At 42.7% G+C, this 17285-nt stretch carries 18 protein-coding genes; 11 read left to right on the plus strand and 7 right to left on the minus strand.

Going from position 1 to position 17285, the window contains the following annotated elements:
- Window positions 1-31: 31 nt before the first annotated feature.
- The 5 genes from AC0YOD_RS10705 to pgsA all read left to right on the plus strand — a co-directional run bounded on the left by AC0YOD_RS10705 (window position 32) and on the right by pgsA (window position 5382).
- Window positions 32-1345, plus strand: coding sequence for an ABC transporter substrate-binding protein (locus AC0YOD_RS10705; protein ID WP_475799245.1), 1314 nt, complete (start codon window positions 32-34; stop codon window positions 1343-1345).
- Window positions 1346-1372: 27 nt separating this feature from the next.
- A complete protein-coding gene (locus tag AC0YOD_RS10710; RefSeq protein WP_475799246.1) occupies window positions 1373-2335 on the plus strand; it encodes a mannonate dehydratase in 963 nt (320 codons plus the stop codon).
- A gap of 191 nt (window positions 2336-2526) precedes the next feature.
- On the plus strand, window positions 2527-4005 hold the full coding sequence (locus AC0YOD_RS10715; RefSeq protein ID WP_475799247.1) for an amidase family protein: 1479 nt from the start codon (window positions 2527-2529) through the stop codon (window positions 4003-4005).
- Window positions 4006-4269: 264 nt separating this feature from the next.
- Complete coding sequence (locus AC0YOD_RS10720) at window positions 4270-4734, plus strand: hypothetical protein (RefSeq protein ID WP_475799248.1); 465 nt, start codon at window positions 4270-4272, stop codon at window positions 4732-4734.
- Window positions 4735-4794: 60 nt separating this feature from the next.
- Complete coding sequence (gene pgsA / locus AC0YOD_RS10725) at window positions 4795-5382, plus strand: CDP-diacylglycerol--glycerol-3-phosphate 3-phosphatidyltransferase (protein WP_475799249.1); 588 nt, start codon at window positions 4795-4797, stop codon at window positions 5380-5382.
- 90 nt (window positions 5383-5472) lie between these two features.
- Here pgsA and AC0YOD_RS10730 read toward each other — a convergent pair whose 3' ends face one another.
- From AC0YOD_RS10730 to AC0YOD_RS10745, 4 genes are all read right to left on the minus strand, one after another.
- Window positions 5473-6861 carry a mandelate racemase/muconate lactonizing enzyme family protein gene (locus AC0YOD_RS10730; RefSeq protein WP_475799250.1) on the minus strand — a complete coding sequence of 463 codons (1389 nt, stop codon included), beginning with the start codon at window positions 6859-6861 and terminating at the stop codon, window positions 5473-5475.
- A gap of 44 nt (window positions 6862-6905) precedes the next feature.
- Complete coding sequence (locus AC0YOD_RS10735; RefSeq protein WP_475799251.1) at window positions 6906-7691, minus strand: SDR family NAD(P)-dependent oxidoreductase; 786 nt, start codon at window positions 7689-7691, stop codon at window positions 6906-6908.
- A 21-nt stretch (window positions 7692-7712) separates the two neighbouring features.
- A complete protein-coding gene (locus tag AC0YOD_RS10740) occupies window positions 7713-8492 on the minus strand; it encodes an SDR family NAD(P)-dependent oxidoreductase (RefSeq protein WP_475799252.1) in 780 nt (259 codons plus the stop codon).
- A 282-nt stretch (window positions 8493-8774) separates the two neighbouring features.
- The gene (locus AC0YOD_RS10745; protein ID WP_475799354.1) at window positions 8775-9308 is read right to left on the minus strand and encodes a PCYCGC motif-containing (lipo)protein; all 534 of its coding nucleotides are present in this window, start codon (window positions 9306-9308) and stop codon (window positions 8775-8777) included.
- A gap of 286 nt (window positions 9309-9594) precedes the next feature.
- Here AC0YOD_RS10745 and AC0YOD_RS10750 point away from each other — a divergent pair, with 286 nt between their 5' ends.
- Both AC0YOD_RS10750 and AC0YOD_RS10755 read left to right on the plus strand, forming a co-directional pair.
- A complete protein-coding gene (locus AC0YOD_RS10750) occupies window positions 9595-10680 on the plus strand; it encodes a glucosaminidase domain-containing protein (RefSeq protein WP_475799253.1) in 1086 nt (361 codons plus the stop codon).
- Between the two features lie 82 nt (window positions 10681-10762).
- Window positions 10763-11290: a hypothetical protein gene (locus tag AC0YOD_RS10755; protein ID WP_475799254.1), complete on the plus strand. Its 528-nt coding sequence runs from the start codon at window positions 10763-10765 to the stop codon at window positions 11288-11290.
- A gap of 68 nt (window positions 11291-11358) precedes the next feature.
- Here AC0YOD_RS10755 and AC0YOD_RS10760 read toward each other — a convergent pair whose 3' ends face one another.
- Entirely contained in the window at window positions 11359-11505 is a 147-nt protein-coding gene (locus tag AC0YOD_RS10760; protein ID WP_475799255.1) for a hypothetical protein, read from the minus strand.
- 176 nt (window positions 11506-11681) lie between these two features.
- Here AC0YOD_RS10760 and AC0YOD_RS10765 point away from each other — a divergent pair, with 176 nt between their 5' ends.
- Complete coding sequence (locus tag AC0YOD_RS10765) at window positions 11682-12347, plus strand: hypothetical protein (RefSeq protein WP_475799256.1); 666 nt, start codon at window positions 11682-11684, stop codon at window positions 12345-12347.
- A 58-nt stretch (window positions 12348-12405) separates the two neighbouring features.
- Here the strand turns inward: AC0YOD_RS10765 and trhO are convergent, their stop codons facing one another.
- On the minus strand, window positions 12406-13305 hold the full coding sequence (gene trhO, locus AC0YOD_RS10770) for an oxygen-dependent tRNA uridine(34) hydroxylase TrhO (RefSeq protein WP_475799257.1): 900 nt from the start codon (window positions 13303-13305) through the stop codon (window positions 12406-12408).
- A 133-nt stretch (window positions 13306-13438) separates the two neighbouring features.
- The gene (locus tag AC0YOD_RS10775; RefSeq protein WP_475799258.1) at window positions 13439-14332 is read right to left on the minus strand and encodes a LysR family transcriptional regulator; all 894 of its coding nucleotides are present in this window, start codon (window positions 14330-14332) and stop codon (window positions 13439-13441) included.
- Window positions 14333-14452: 120 nt separating this feature from the next.
- Here AC0YOD_RS10775 and aroC point away from each other — a divergent pair, with 120 nt between their 5' ends.
- The 3 genes from aroC (at window position 14453) to AC0YOD_RS10790 (ending at window position 17216) form a co-directional block, all read left to right on the plus strand.
- Complete coding sequence (gene aroC / locus AC0YOD_RS10780; protein ID WP_475799259.1) at window positions 14453-15508, plus strand: chorismate synthase; 1056 nt, start codon at window positions 14453-14455, stop codon at window positions 15506-15508.
- Window positions 15509-15622: 114 nt separating this feature from the next.
- Window positions 15623-16591 (plus strand): 2-hydroxyacid dehydrogenase, encoded by a 969-nt coding sequence (locus AC0YOD_RS10785; RefSeq protein WP_475799260.1) that lies wholly within the window; start codon window positions 15623-15625, stop codon window positions 16589-16591.
- Window positions 16592-16604: 13 nt separating this feature from the next.
- Window positions 16605-17216, plus strand: a complete 612-nt coding sequence (locus AC0YOD_RS10790) for an NAD(P)-dependent oxidoreductase (protein WP_475799261.1) — start codon at window positions 16605-16607, stop codon at window positions 17214-17216.
- Window positions 17217-17285: the final 69 nt, after the last annotated feature.

Genomic DNA, 17285 nt, shown 5'->3' on the forward strand with positions numbered 1-17285 from the left:
ACATTAAACAACGTAAAGGGGATGTCTAATGATGAGCAGAAGACGGTTAAAAGGGATGGGATTACTTGTTTTGGCACTCATGCTCCTACTATCAGCTTGCAGCGGAGGCGGTAATGGCGGCAACAAAAACGGAGAAAAAGGGGGAGACAATAAAGCAGGAGGGGCAACAACGCTAAGTATCATGTGGTGGGGACCAGATGCCCGGCATGAAGCAACGAAAAAGGCTCTAGACATTTACGCGGAGCAAAACAAAAATATTACCTTCAAACCTGAATTTATGGCCTGGGATGCATTCTGGCAAAAGCTCCCGACGCTCGCAGCTTCAAAATCGATAACGGATGTGCTTCAAATGGATGCTGCCTACATCCAAGAGTATGTAGCTAGAGGACAGCTGGAGGACTTATCTGATATTGATCTAAGTGGAATTGTCGATTCAAGCGTTATTGGGAATTTAAGTATTAATGGAAAGCTCTACGGGATTCCTCTTAGTCAAAACGCGCAAGGCATCGCATTCAATAAAGCTGATCTTGATCAATACGGCATTCCTCATCCGAAAAAGGATTGGACCTATGATGAATTTTTCCAATGGGCGAGAGATGCACGCAATAAGCTGCCAGAAGGGAAATATCCGATAGGGGATACGACAACTTGGGATAGCTATAATTATTATCAGACTTCAATGGGTAAGTTGCCTGTTATGTCTGATGGAGGAAAGACGTTTACGTTGGATAAAGAAACCTTCATGTCCTTCTACCAAACCTATGATCAATTCCGCAAAGATAAAATCGTTCCTCCCGCAGAGAAGGCTGCTGCCTTTCTAGAAAATGATCCACTCGCTGATCCAATGGCATCTGGCGTTGTAATGACGAGGGGGGCAACAACAGGCTCGGTCAGTGCATTGGAACAGCTCATGCCAGGCAAGGTAGACGTCGTAAATATGCCTGTTGGTCCTGCTGGTGGCGGCTGGGCACAATCCACTATCTTCCTGAGCGTGAGCGCCAATTCCAAAAATAAAGACGAGGCAAAAAAATTCGTGAAATGGTTTATTACGGATAAGGAAGCGGGCAAGGCTCTTGGGCTTACTCGGGGAATACCGATTAATCCAGACATCTATAATGAGCTAGAACCAACCCTTGAAGCAAAGGATAAGTTAGGCAAACAATTATACGATCTCTCGCTAGATAAAGCTTTACCATTCTATCCTCCTGCAGCTGGTTTCTCTGAGTGGGTGGATACGTATAAGAAGGAAATGGAGGCCGTCACTTTCGGTCAACAATCTATAGAAGCTGCTTATAACAAAATAGATAAAATGGGTAAAGAATTGGCTGCGAAAGCTGGAAACTAATAGAGTTGAGAGAGAGGTGTTTTACGTATGCAATTAGCAGAAGCATTTTCGCCTCAGACCGACCGATTATGGCACTTGGCGAAGCAGTTAGGCGTAAATCATGCAGTTGCTTGGCTTCCTTGGGAGGAAAAACAAGAGAAGCCTTGGGATTTGATGCCGCTTATTCGGATGAAGCAGCGTTTTGCTGATTTCGGCCTTGAGCTGGCCGTTATCGAATCGATGCCGCCAAGCAATGAAATTAAACTAGGAACAGCTGGTCGGGATCAAGAGATCCAGCAATTTCAAGCTTTTATTCGAAATATGGGAGCGGCAGGCATTCCTGTACTTTGCTACAATTTTATGGCTCAGTTTAATTGGTTTCGCACCTCAACAACAACAAGGACGCGCGGCGGCGCTCTAGTTTCCAGCTATGATCACAGTCTCATGCACGATGCTCCCCTCACTGAAGCGGGAATCGTTACGGAAGAGCAGCTCTGGTCCAATCTGCAATACTTTTTGGAACGAATCGTTCCTGTAGCGGAAGAAGCTAAAGTTAAGCTCGCTCTACACCCAGATGATCCCCCAATAGCGTCGATCAGAGGCGTTTCTCGCATTCTGCGAAATGCGGCTGCGCTGCAGCGTGCTATTGATCTCGTGCCCAGTCCGTATAACGGAATAACACTTTGTCAGGGTACGCTAGCTACTGCAGGAGATGATATTCCAACCGTAATTAGACAGTTTGCTGGGCAAGATAAATTGTTCTTCGTACACTTTAGAGATGTTGTTGGAACACCCGAGAAATTTCATGAGACTTTTCATGATGACGGGAAAACAAATATGCTTGAAGCAATGCAAACTTATTCAGAGGTTGGCTTTAGCGGACCCGCAAGACCAGATCATGTGCCTACCATGGAAGGCGAGGATAATGCTAATCCAGGCTATGAAATGCTAGGACGATTATTTGGAATCGGTTATATTCGCGGGTTGATGGAAGCTGCGAGAATCGGTTAGCTTGTGAAAGATGAAAGGAAGAGTGAAGGGAAGGACGAAATGTACTTGTGCATTTCGTCCTTTTTTCTGTTCACTTGAGCCTATGTTTGGTAAAAAATGATTTAAACCATTTAGTCTGTTTCATAAAATGGCATTACTCCCTATAGTTAGAACTATAGACGATTAGGTCAAACAAAGTTGGAGATGAATAAATGAAAATCAATGTAGAGGAATGGATAGTAGAAGCAGACATAGCAGGAATGCAAGCTGCAATGGAAGCAGGAATGCTGAGTTCGGAACAATTAGTAGCGTCATATTTAGAGAGGATTAGCAAACATGATCCGCTAATTCATTCTATTCTTGAAATCAATCCTGAAGCGATAGAGATAGCAAAAGCTTTGGATCAAGAAAGACTCGAAAAGGGTAGCCGAGGCAAGTTGCATGGCATTCCTATCTTATTGAAGGACAATATCGATACAGGGGATAACATGCATACGAGCGCAGGGTCGTTGGCACTCGCCGATTCCTATGCGGCTAAGGACTCCTTTGTTGCAGCTCAATTGCGTGCTGCAGGCGCTGTGCTGCTTGGGAAAGCAAACATGACGGAGTGGGCAAACTTCATGTCCAACACGATGTGGGCAGGCTACAGCGCACGCGGCGGACTAGTTCTAAACCCATATGGTCCTGGTGAATTGTTCATTGGGGGATCGAGTTCAGGTTCTGCTGCATCGGTGACTGCTAACCTGTGTGCAGCTGCGATCGGCACAGAAACATCAGGTTCCATTATTAGTCCATCAAGCCAAACCAGTCTTGTAGGCATCAAGCCAACTGTTGGTTTAATTAGCAGATCCGGAATCATTCCGATTACGCATACACAAGATACAGCCGGACCGATGACCAGAACAGTTAGAGATGCAGCGATCATACTGGGGGTCTTGTCAGGAGCGGATGAAAGAGACGAATTATCAATAGCTGCGGGGAATCGCGGCTATAGTGATTACACGCCTTTCTTGGACGCGGATTATTTAAAGCATGCTAGAATTGGAATTCCACGATTCTACTATAAGGATTTAGATGAGGATAGGCTTGCGATCATAGAGTCTGCAATTGAGGTCTTAAGAAATCAAGGCGCTGTTATTATTGATCCTGTAGTACTTCCCTGTGAAGGAACAGAATGGGATAGCAATGTTCTGAGATATGAGTTTAAGAAATATCTTAATGCCTATCTATCGGCATTAGATGAGAGCAGTCCTGTACATTCACTGCAGGATGTAATCACGTTTAATACAGAACATGGGGATAAAGCTTTGAAATACGGTCAAAATGTACTGCTCTGGTCCCAGGAGACAATCGGGAATTTGACTGAGCAAGAATATATAGACAGTAAAACAAAAAATATAGAGATGGCAGGTAAGCAGGGTATTGATTATGCACTTGAAGAGCACCGCTTGGATGCCCTGCTTTTTCTTGGAAATGAAGAGGGGCCAGACCTAGCTGCAAGAGTAGGCTATCCAGTCATTACCGTTCCGGGTGGCTTTGCGTATAATGGCATTATTGCTGAAGGAGGCTATACAACTAAAGGACCCCAAGGTATATCTTTTGTCGGAACTGCATTCAGCGAACCAACATTGATCAAATTAGCGTATAGCTTCGAACAAGCGACAAAGCATCGTTTTCCGCCGCAATTTTAGCAAGATGCATAATATAGTAGAGCCGTTCAAAACTAGAAATAGTTTGGGGCGGTTCTTTTAATTTGTAGTAATAACGCAATTCAACCATTTATTTAATGATGCTAACAAAATTACTTAATGAGGTTAATCGTAATGATTTGAAACATTTTTTTACAAATTTTCGTTAATAAGATAGTAATGAGCTCTAATAAAGCAGTATTTGTGGATAATGTGATTCGTATTAAATAGAGAGTCTGATCATTTAATGATTGATGGGGGTGGAAGATGAAGTATATGATGTCCATTTTGTTACTAGCTTTGTTATTAGGTTGTGCGGAAAATAATGAATTACAGAAAGGCACTTCATTATCTCAAACATTTGTTGAGAGTAAAGGCTATGACATTGTATCCTATGAAGGACATGTTGAAAGCTATGAACTGACAAAAGATAAAATCACAGCACTACCCTATATGATGTATTGGGGTTTGCAGCTTGTTGAACCCGAAAGGTATTTTGGTAAGACGATCAACGTTGAGAGATATATTGTCAAAAATCATCCTCTGAAAAATGGGAAGGTTGATGTTTATGTATATGAAGCCGATGGTGTGCCTATAGGAGGCACTTCATTCCCGCATGGCGAGCAATTAGATGGGGGTTATTGGTCAATAGACGGTAAAACATTAGAAGAGATTCAAACGAAGGGGTTTCAGGAGTGGAGAACAGATTGGATCAACAAATATAACCATTAATCCAGGAGATAAAAAGATTAATATGGTATTTTGAAGGAGTTAATACATAGGGGGTTGAGCATGAATTTAGCAAATAAGATAACCATTGCACGAATACTATTAATACCGATTTTCATTTTACTTTTCCCTATTTATCCGAATGAGTTAGTCGAAAAATCCCTTCTATTACAGCATGTCGATTCTTTTGGCATCTATTATGCGACAGCCCTATTTATTCTCGCCGCAGCTACTGACAAGCTTGATGGACATATTGCTAGAAAGTATAATCAAATAACGAATATGGGGAAGCTGCTGGACCCGTTAGCAGATAAAATATTGATCTCTGCAGCGTTAATCTTGATGGTAAGCGAGCAGATGATCTACTCTTGGATAGCCTTTGCAATAATTGCAAGAGAGATAATCATTACAGGGATTAGAATTGTTGCCTCCTCTCAGAAGATCGCATTGCAAGCTGATCGTTTCGGTAAAATTAAAATGGTCTTCCAAGTTGTTGCCATTATAGCTGTTATGTTGAATAACCAGCCATTCAGTCTTATCACGAACATTCCAGTTGATCTGATTCTTATGTATATAGCGCTAATCTTGACTATATTTTCAGGCTATAACTACATCAAGAATAACTATCGCATGCTAAAGCTCGATCGATAAATTAGCCACAAAAGGTACTAAATAGATTTATTAGGATAAAAAAACGGCAGCCAAGGATTTAGAAATCCGAGGCTGCTGTTTTTTTGTTGTTTAGCTCCAAAGACGATCATTGGAGTGATAATGGTTCCAGTTGTCTGTTGATTCCCATAGACCGGGAATGGAGGGATGGAGATGATGAGCCAATACTTCATCGTTCAGGTCGTCGATGCCAAGTCCGGGTGCATCTGTCATATGAATAAAACCATTCTGTACGAGCTTCTTCGGCAGCTTGCTGCCAATGATAATATCATCCCACCATGGCACCTCGCAGGAGTGATACTCCAGCGCCATGAAATTTTCGGTAGCAGCAGCGACATGTGCGGCAGCAAGGCATGCAATAGGGCTCTCTGCCATATGAATCGCCATCGCAACGCCGTATTCCTGCGCCATATCGCCAATCTTTTTCGTTTCCAGTATACCGCCTGTTGTTAATACATCAGGATGGATAACGGAGACGCCGCCGGCTTGTAGAAGCGGCCTAAAGTTTTCTTTTAAATAAATGTCCTCTCCCGTACAAATAGGGGTGGCGACTGAGCGTGACAGCTTGGCGTATTGCTCTGTATATTGCCAAGGCAGCATATCCTCCATCCAAGCGAGATTGAACTTATCTACACGGCGGCCAAGCTTTATACAATCCTCTAGTCCAATATGTCCGAAGTGATCAACAGCAAGCGGCACTTCATAACCGATTACGGCTCTGACATCCGCTACATATTGCTCCAGCATGTCGAGACCCTTTTCTGTGACATGAATGGCTGTGAAAGGATGAGGGATATTATAAATATCATAATGTTGATTTCGGATTAATCGTATTTCATCTTCCGTCAGTTTGTCACTGTGAGATTGATATCTTTTTTTGGAAATATCACGCATTTCCTCTAAAAAACCCATTGGAGCGCTGAGCGTACCTGGCTCATTAATGATTTGGCCAATCCCAAGATCCATCTTCAGAAACGAGAAGCCTTCATCCATACGTTTCTTAAGCGCTAACCCCATAGCAGTACCTGTATCCTTGCCTACAACCTCAGTATCACAGTACATTCGAATTTTCTCTCGGAATTTACCACCCAGCATCTGATAGATCGGAACGCCATATGCTTTTCCAGCTAAATCCCATAGAGCGATTTCAAGACCGCTTACTCCGCCGCCTTGCCTTGCATGTCCGCCAAATTGTTTAATGCGCCGAAACAGCTTATCGACATTGCAAGGATTTTCGCCTAAGAGCCGGCCTTTTAGCATTTGGGCATAAACTTTATCTGCTCCGTCTCGAACTTCTCCGAACCCGACTAAGCCACTGTTTGTATATACTTTGATCAGACTGCTGTGGAAAGGACCACCCGTGATATCGGTGAAACGAATATCCGTAATGCGAAGCTGAGAGGGCTGAGAATAGGTGCTGACATGCGCTAGCGTCTCTTCAAAGGATTGATTATTACTCATATAAATCACTCCTAATTAATAATAGATTGGTAGAGAAGGGTTTGTTAAAGAAGCATACTTGCGCCATCAAGCCGAATAGATGAACCTGTCATGAATTCGCTTTCATCGGAAGCGATGAAACATACTAGCTTTGCTACATCAAGCGGTGTGCCAACCCGACCGAGAGGAAACTTTTCGCGGATATTGCCCTTTGTTTTCTTAAACTTTTCAATTTGCTCAGGAGTCATTATGGATTTGGACTCTCTCGCGCTTTGTTTCCCAACATCGACCTGTCCTGGTTCAATCGTATTGACAGTGATGCCGTATTGGGCAAGCTCAATAGCTGCTTCTCTGCCAAGCATTCTTATTCCGCCTTTGGTCATTGAATAGACGGCATCAAAATCAGTGGGTCGCTTGCTATGGACAGAGGACATATTAATAATACGACCTGAGCCCTTCCGTTTCATTGCAGGGATGACCGCTTGGATGCATTGCCAATAACCCTTTAGATTAACATTCATCATGCGATCGAATGAGTGCTCATCATGCTCGAAGAAATCATAATTCAATTGGAGCGCTGCATTATTAACGAGTATATCGACGCCTCCGAAAGACTCTATCACTTGATGAACCATTCTTTCAATTTCATTCTTTACAGACACATTGGCTTGAACAAGGATTGCTTCTCCACCAAACTCATCAATTTGCTGCTTTGTATGGAGCGCACCGGCATCACTCTGATTGTAATGGACAGCAACCTTAGCACCTCGTCTGGCGAGCTCGAGAGCTACACCTTTGCCAATCCCTGTTCCTGCACCAGTTACTAGTGCAATTTTTCCTTCCATACTCATGACGCACCTCCAGGCAGGGAATTACGGACGTTTCATTTTGAAATTCATGTAGTGAAGAAGGAATCCACCGTCGAGTCTTATATCTGTGCCGTTCATATAACGTGACTCATCAGAGGATAGGAAAAGAATAAGCTCGGCTAAATCATCGTAATTCCCTAATACAGTGTTTGGCACTTTATATTCATAATCGTTATAAAGAGTAGAGAGACTGCTCTCAAATTGCTTATCATCTCCGGCAATTGGTCCGAGCTCAATCGTATTTACGCTAACGCCGGAACGGCCAAGGACAAGTGCTGCTTCCTTAGCAAGCATATTCACTGCCCCCTTCGATACACTGTAGGCAAAAGCGGAGCCTGTAGGCTTCTGCGCATGTATGGAGGAGACGTAGATGACTTTGCCAGACTGCTTACGGGTCATCTGCTTTCCGACAGCCTGTGTGCAAAGGAAAGCTGATTTGGCATTAACGGCTAAGGAGTCTAGAAATGCATCCTCCTCACAGGTTTCAATGGGGGCAAGGTGAACCAATTTAGTATTATGAATGAAAATATCAACAGTCCCTATCTCTTTTTCAGCTAATTCTAGCATTTCGGCTAGGTCTGTACTGCTGCATAGATTAATATGAACAACGAATGCTTGCAAGCCCGCTTCACGTATGGTCGACAGCTCTTCCGAGAGGTTTAAGCCGTCAGAAGGGCTGTTTAGGATAAAGCTTGCACCCGCTCCAATCAACCTTCTAATAATAGCCCGTCCGCTTTCATGATCAGCATCAGTAATAAATACAACTTTATTTTGCACTTTCATGGATCACCTCCGCATTTGCAGCAATGAAATAATAGCTAGCCGTTTTATAGCTTTATATTAGTTAGATTAGGGCGTATGTGGCGATGCCGTAAAGTTATGATTTTGTTTGTTTTTTTGCAAACCGTTATAGGGACAATTCTCGTTGCTATGAAAATAATACAAGAGGCGTTTTTTGATTGGCACTTTCGAATAAAAGATATCTCTCGAACAAGAGCTTGAATTGTGATCAGGATTGTCCGAGAGGGGGGTTGTGAATGAAGAGTGTTATCTTACAAATGATAGTTAAGCTGAGGGTGGAAGTTCCGTTAGTGTTGGAGCAGCGTAACCTTCTTTATAGGTTTCATCAATGAATTGACGGATTCTTTGGGCATCAATGTTATTTGCCTTCATTGCAGCAGTGGTTACGGCTATTTCAATACAAACATTGCATCTTGTGCCGTGATCATCCCACACAACAGAACCATCTGATTCTATTTCTGCAATAAAGCAATTCAAATTGCTCTTGTGAGAGGCACTTTCGCCGCAGCCGCAATAGCAGGGAATAAAGGGCAGCACATCTGTAACGGTGGCGGCCTTTTGGTAAGCGGTCCTAATCGTTTTTGATGCTCCATCCAAGAAAGAGGGCAGAATATCTAGTGAAGCGGTTTTTTCCTGCAGATCACCATTACTTACATGGGTTCCGGTTCCATGGTTATCGTTGGAATCATTTAATGCACTTGTTTCATTGGTATGTCCATTATGATTGGTGGCAGCTTGTCCGCTCCCACATGCGCTAAGCAGCAGCGCAGAGAGAACGACAGAGTAAACAGTCGTCATTGTTAATCTTTTCAATGGTTGAAACTCCCTTCTGGCTTGTTGAAACCATTATACCATCATCCATTAAAAAAAATTTATTTATCCAAAAAAGCTCTTATTCCATCGGGAATTAGAGCTTTTTTGGGTCTCCTTGGTTTTACAAAAAGGATAAAAACTCGTCTTATGTCTGATGTAGCAACATATAATTTCCTCAGACTGCTTGATCATCCCTTATTCAGCTGATCCGCGACTCCTAACTTAGCTCGTAACAGGTATCCTCCAATAAATTATAGGAAGAGGTATAGTCATGAGAAAAAAGTTAATTCAACATGCCTTCGTTCAATTACTTTTGATATCCTTGTTGGTCACTTTAGGAATGACGACAAAACCGGTACAACATGATGCTTTACTCTCATCATCGGAATCTTTAGTAAATCTGACAGCTAACATGGAGGATGTAGAACCGACTATTTTGCCTACCCCTTACCGCACAGAAATGATCTCGCTGAAATCGATCCCAGCGCCAGTAATCGAGCCCGTTGAAAGTAGTGAACTAGAAGTATCGGAGAACATCGTTAACCAAATCTCGGAAGTGGAGCTCCCTTTGAATACAACGGTTGAAGAAGAACCGTCCCATACATATGAGGTAACCGCTTATTACTTAAATGTTCGTACTGAGCCAAATGCAGCTTCCGCAATTGTTAAAGTCGTTAAGCAGGGTACAATCTTAGAAATAATTGCAGTGACCGATAACGGCTGGCTGGAGTTGAAGGAAGGCGGCTTTATTAAGGGCAGTTATGCTACATTAATAGAAGAAGAGGCAGTACTGACATCCGCAGCGCCAAGTGCAGACGCTAATGCTTCATCTGATAAATACGAGAAGATATACTTACTTACACAAATGCAGGCCAATGATGATGGGGATGAGGCAAAGACAGAAAAGATTGACTCTGAGCCTAATGAACCTACTTCGATCGTAGCTTCAGATTCAGGGCTGTCCATTGATCAAATTGAAAAAATATTTGAAGGCACGGAGCTTTCCGGTCATGGCTTAGAAGAAGCTATTCTCGAAATTGAAGAGGACTATGGCATTAATGCCTATTTCACAATTGCGGTCATGAAGCTTGAGAGCGGAAATGGCAAGAGTAAGCTTGCCAAGAAGAAAAATAATTTATTCGGATTGAATGCCATAGATGGAGACAAGTACAACAAAGCCTTCAGCTTTAAAACCAAGGGAGACAGCGTACGGAAATTTGGACAGCTTCTCTCCAAAAACTATGTAGGCAAAGGGCTGAAGACGGTGGAGAAGGTAGCGAAAAAGTATTGTCCTGCTAACTCCAAATGGTCGGGGCTCGTGAAAAATATAATGAAAAGCGACTATCGAAAGCTCTAGCATGGTAATTCACTTTAAATTGTGTTATTTTCAAGCTCTGGGTCATAATAGGAGCAGATCATGACACGAGGAGGCAACAATGATGAGCGAAATCATACAAAAGATGCCATTCGGCTATGAGCCGCCGAAGGATGAGCGAAAAGGTACAATCGTTTATTATGATTCATTTGAGCATACTACGGATCGGGAACTGGATCTTGCGGCGTACTTGGCTAAGGAGCGCTCATTCAAAAAACTCGTTCTCTATCCCTTGCATGAACAAAGCATGAAACGCATCTCCAAAGAAACGGTCAGCGCCTTTTACAAACGAGAGGATAGGCTTCACGAGTGGAGAAGAGATCGGGATGATTCAGATATTACCGTTGAACGATTGGAAATAAAGCGTAAAAAGTATACACCAATTGATTCAGCGCTGCGACATTTAGCTGAAACCTACCCATCACCGTTATTCTTACTAATGACAGGGGATATGGCTAATAAGTTTGCTTCCTTCTCATCCTTCGAGGAGTGGATAGTGAAGATACGTCTTCTCATCCTAACAGAGCCTCAGCACATCCATCCAAGGCTGCTTCAATACAGTAATCGCTGGGAATTAATCATAACAAAATAAAGGATAAGAAGAGCCGTCTAGGAGGGAAACCTCACAGACAGCTCTTTTCGTTTCTAAGGCGTAGCTAATTAGCCTGTCGATGGACTGTTAGGTACGTGACCCTTCTGATTTTTGTTCTCTGCAGTAGAAGCAGCTAAGTTGTTTTCAGCTTCTTGAGAGCTCGCTGCGAATGCTTGATTTTTACTTGGAATAGATTTGTTTTTATTTCGAGCCATGACGGCACCTCCGGTAGTTTGATTAGGTTGTCAGTTCAGACAGCTTTAGGTTGTCCAAATGCAATTGATTTTAAAGATGCGGTTAGACGCAGCAGACTTCTAGCTCGAAAGGGTGCTTTTATGAATAGAATCGGCATATTCTTCTTTGAGGACTAACGAGAAACGAGGGATAAACGATGAGTCAGTATGGTATTTATGAATTAATGATTCGAAGCTTCTTGCCGCCAGATGCGGAAATCATTCGATTACAACAATACGGTAACCAGCCTGCAATTCTAATTGCAGATGTTGATGGGGATCAGGAGCAGGAAGTAACGGCTGTTTATCGTTTAGAAAATGAACCCTATATGATGATATTGAAGAGAAGCGGTCATAATTGGTATCGTATTTTTGAAATGAAAGGGAAGGGAAGCGGCATAAATGACTTATGGGCAGCTCCGATTGCAAGGCCCAATCAGTTAAGCTTAATTGTAGGGTGGCAAGCAGATTGGAACGTTTCCGAGCTTGATATTTATCATTGGAATCCCCAAGGCTTTAATCGTTTAATTCCTGAAGGTATTATGTATAACCGAATTGAGATTGAGGATATGCCTGGTGTATATGGAAGGGATGGTCTTTGTGAACTAGCCTTATGGAATCATGACTCTCAAGAAGCTTACCGAGTAGAGACGTATCGTTGGCGTTACTCAGGCTTAGTCCAAGCAGCGGATGTGAATCCTTATTATTTTCCTAAGGTTGTTACTTATTATCGCGCGCTCCTATTGGAGTCACCGGATGAGCCGCTATACAGAGCCTATTTAGATGATGCCTTATTGAAATCAGGGCAACCGTCAGGGTTTTAAAATAAACTTAAATAAAAAAGGTTGGACTTCTGTGATTCAGAAGTCCAACCTTTTTGGGTTAGGAGTGCAAGCTGATAACATGCTCTTCGCATTCTGTTGAGCAGAAGCCATGCTTCGTTTCTTCACATTCCTTACATACGATATGCTGAAGGTGACAGGAATCATCTCCGCAGTTGATGTAAGTGTCAGCCGGCTGCTGGCAATGATGGCATTTGCCGACAACTACCGCTTCATCCGTCATGTTGATATCAACGGAAGTGCGCTCATCAAACACATAGCATTTGCCGTCAAACAGTCTGCCTTGAACCTCTTCATCCTTACCATACGTTACAATACCGCCATCGAGCTGGTAAACATCCTTGAAGCCTTCGCTAAGCATGACACCTGTAAGCTTCTCACAGCGGATACCGCCAGTACAGTAAGTAAGAATAGGTTTATCCTTGAACTCAGCCATATTCTCACGAAGCCATTCCGGAAATTCCTTAAATGTTTCTAGGTTGGGTCTGATTGCGTTACGGAAATGACCGAGATCATACTCATAGTCACTTCTTCCGTCCAGAACAACGACATCTTCTCTTTGCAAATATTCATGAAACTCTTTTGGAGAGAGATGCGTTCCTGTAAGCGTATTAGGGTCAAGCGGTTTTTCGTAACGAAGGGTTACGAGCTCTTTTTTGTAACGAACAAATATTTTCTTGAATGCATGCTTGTCCGTATCGTCAATTTTGAACCACAAATCAGAGAACAATGGGTTAGCATGCATATCACGCATATATTGCTCTGTTTGTTCAAATGTACCGGAGAGTGTACCGTTAATGCCTTCATCTGCAATAAGGATACGGCCCTTAATATTTAACTTCTTGCAATAATCAAGATGCTCAGCAGCATACTGCTCGGCATCAGGGATAGCTACAAATTTATAATACAATAATACGCGATAATTATTATTTTCACTCATCGTATAATTCCTTTCACGAGAACAATTAAAACCATACTATATTATAAATGACCACATTGTTATTTTCAACTTAAAACTTAACCACCATAAGCTATTCGTAAGAAAGTACTTGATGATTTACTGCATCATGAGATTAAAAGGATATTTTGTTCGTTAAGAGCTCTATAAAGTGAGTCGCGATTAATGACATCGAGGAATCTCTTCTTGTAGCAATACCGATTGAACGTGAGGGGATCCTTTTTTCTGTTTTAATTTGAAACAACTTGCCGCTCTGCAGCTCTTGTTTAACGAAAGATTGTGTTACGAAAGCCGCTCCATAACCCCGCTCAGAAAGCTCGATCAGCATCTCCATACTGCTTAGCTCAATGTCCGCTTCGACATCTAATCCTTGTGATGCAAACCATTGGTCACTAAAACCTCGCGTACTGCTTCCAGGTGTTAGCAGCAGAAGCGGGATTTTGGCGAGCTCTTCAGCAGTAAGTACTTGCTTTGACCATTTCTCATACGCGGGCCCAACTACAAAACAATCCTGTATTTCAATTAGAGGCGTTACGTCAAGCGACTCATCATACAGGGGCAGATGGACAAGTCCCAAATCAATTTGCCCTTCCTTTAAGCGCGTGCGCAGATCGGATGACTTTCCTTGGGCAAGACGGATTCTAACATCGGGATGTTCGGCATGGAAGGAATCTAATTGGGGCAATAGCACATGCTTAATAATAGGGCCGCTTGCTCCAATACGCAGTTCACCTGCTGTGAGGTCCTTAAGTGACTGCAGCTTGCTTTCTCCAGCCTCCAGCATTGAGAATGATTTCTCTACATACGTGAGGAGCGCAGAGCCCTCAGACGTAAGTCTAACCCCTTTGGACATGCGCTGGAAAAGCTTAACCTCTAGCATGGCTTCCAACTGTTTAAGGGCATAGCTTACAGACGGCTGCGTGATATGAAGTTCTTTAGCCGCTAAGGTCAAATTTCCTGACTTAGCTGTATATAGAAAAATACGATACCATTCCAAGTTTATATTCATAAGTGATATAGATCCTCTCTATGGTGAGATCTAAATATAATGATTTCATTTATTTCACAATCAAAATTATAATGGAAACAGAAGATGAACGTCAAAGCATACATTCGGGAGGAAAAATAAATGGCTGGTAATTCATATGGGAATCTATTTAAAATAACAACTTTTGGTGAGTCGCATGGGGAAGCAGTAGGTGTCATTGTCGATGGTGTTACACCAGGCGTTGAATTGGATGAAGCCTATATTCAAGTACAAATGGACCGTAGAAAGCCAGGTCAATCATCTGTAACTTCACCGCGCAAAGAATATGATATCATCAACATTCTATCAGGTACTTTTGAAGGGAAAACGACTGGAACACCTTTGTTCATCATGCTTCACAATAAGGATATGAGGCCTGATGCATACAGTGATATTCAGTACTCATTCCGTCCAGGTCATGCTGACTATACTTATTTGAAAAAATACGGCATTCGTGACCATCGAGGAAGCGGGAGAGCTTCTGGAAGAGAAACGGCAGGGCGAGTAGCGGGCGGAGCTGTTGCAAGGAAGCTGCTAGAAAATAGAGGAGTAAGTGTCATCGCATACACAAAGGAAATTGGCGGAATCAAAAGCGAAACGTTTGTTGAAGCTGAGATCGAGCAAAATGCAGTTAGAGCTTGTGATCCAGAAGCAGCAAAAGAAATGATCAAAAAAGTGGAGCACTTGGCTGAAATTGGCGATAGCTGCGGCGGAATTGTGGAGTGCAGAATAAGAGGCGTTAAACCGGGTATTGGGCAGCCGGTATTTGATAAGCTTGATGCTGAACTAGCCAAAGCTATGCTTTCTATTGGCGCGGTTAAAGGTATTGAGTTCGGTACCGGATTTGCGGCAGCAGACATGCTGGGCAGTCAGCATAATGATCAAATGGACAGTAATGGTTTTCTAACTAATCATGCTGGCGGTATTGTTGGCGGTATTAGTACAGGTGAGGAGATTGTATTTCGTATAGTTGTTAAGCCAACCTCATCCATTTCCAAACAGCAGCAGACGATCGATATCCATGGGGAAGAGAAAACGATTGAAACGATTGGCAGACATGATCCCTGTATCTGTCCAAGAATAATTCCTGTTGTTGAAGCTATGGCAGCGATTGTAGTTGAAGATTTGTACAAGCAGCAAGCAGCTATGCATGACTAAGATAGGATGGATTTGGCATTCAATACTCACAGCTCTATATATTAGAGGAGCATTCGTTTTATAATGGGAGTAGAAATCATTTTTGTGAAATGAAAGCCCGAGAGGAGAATGTCAATGAAACCTTCCGTATTTATAGACCGTCCTATCCCAGCTGAGGTGGAAGCCTATATAGCAGAGCATTGTAATATAGAAAAGTGGGATCGCGGTGAAACGATCCCCACGGACAAGCTTTATTCTATGCTTGCCAATGTGAGTGGCCTGCTAACTGCGGGTATGAAAATTGATGCTGAGCTTCTAAAAGCAGCTCCTAACCTCAAAATCGTTAGCAGTATTAGCGTCGGCTATAACCATTTTGATCTGAAAGCAATGAAGGAGCGTAACATTCTTGGAACGAATACGCCGCATGTGCTCGATGAAACGGTAGCGGATTTAGCTTTTGCATTGATGTTAGGAACAGCAAGAAGAGTGGCTGAGCTGGATCATTATGTGAAGGACGGCAACTGGAAGCAAGGAGACGGCAATAAGTTATTCGGAACAGATGTACACCACGCCACACTCGGGATTATTGGTATGGGGCGAATTGGTGAAGCTGTTGCACGCCGAGCAAAATTCGGCTTTGAAATGGATGTCCTCTATTATAATCGCAACCGGAAGCCAGAGACTGAGGATAAGCTAGGTGTTCGATATGCGGAGCTCAACGAGTTGCTAGCAGCTTCTGACTTTGTTGTACTATTGGCACCATTGACGCCAGCGACAATGAAGCTAATTGGACGCCGCGAATTTCAATTAATGAAACGTTCCTCTATATTCATAAATATATCTAGAGGTCAAACGATTGATGAGCAAGCTTTGATCGAAGCGCTACAAGAGGGAACAATAGCAGCAGCTGGACTAGATGTTTATGAGAGAGAGCCCATAGAATCTAATCATCCTTTTCTTACTATGAACAATGTCCTAACACTTCCACATATCGGTTCGGCAACTGCAGCCACCCGCTTCGATATGGCGATGCTCGCCGCTAATAATTTAATTAATGGTGTTAAAGGATTAACACCTCCTAACGTTGTTGAAGAATTGAAGTAGAAAGAAGGAAATAATGAAGATGGCTTTGCTGCTCATTGGATCAACAGGCAACACAGGAAAATATATTCATGAACTTATAGCAGCTCGCGGCGTCCCGATTAAACGTTTTGTTCGCTCGCCCATTGAAACGGGAGAAGAGGTTATTGTTGGGGATATTCGCAGCCGCGAGGACGTTATGAATGCCATGGAAGGTGTAGATGGCGTTATCTCATCGCTAAGCACAGAGGGTAATGGTACACTCCTTGCCGGCATGAATCATGTGATTGAAGCCATGAACCATTACAATGTGCAAAGACTTGTTACCATTGGTACGGCTGGAATATTGCAAAGTGCAGTGGAACCGCACTTGCTTAGATATCAATCAATCGAGAATAAGCAAAGAAAACAAGTTGCAGCGAAGGAACATCATCAAGTCTATATCGAATTGTTGAAAACTAATTTGGACTGGACCATCATCTGTCCAACCAAGCTTGTCGAGAAGGAGCAAAGGGGCGGCTATAGATTTCAGAAGGATGTATTGCCATCCAATGGTTCGGAAATCTCGTTTGCTGACACAGCGGAATTAGCCGTTTCCGAATATTTTAATCAATCATTTATTCACGAAAGAGTTGGCATTTGCTACTGATAAATACGATCGAAGCCGTAAAAATGGTCAATTTCCAATTTTTTAACCATTGACATAAGCTTACTTGTC

Source organism: Paenibacillus sp. J31P13 (assembly GCF_056269295.1).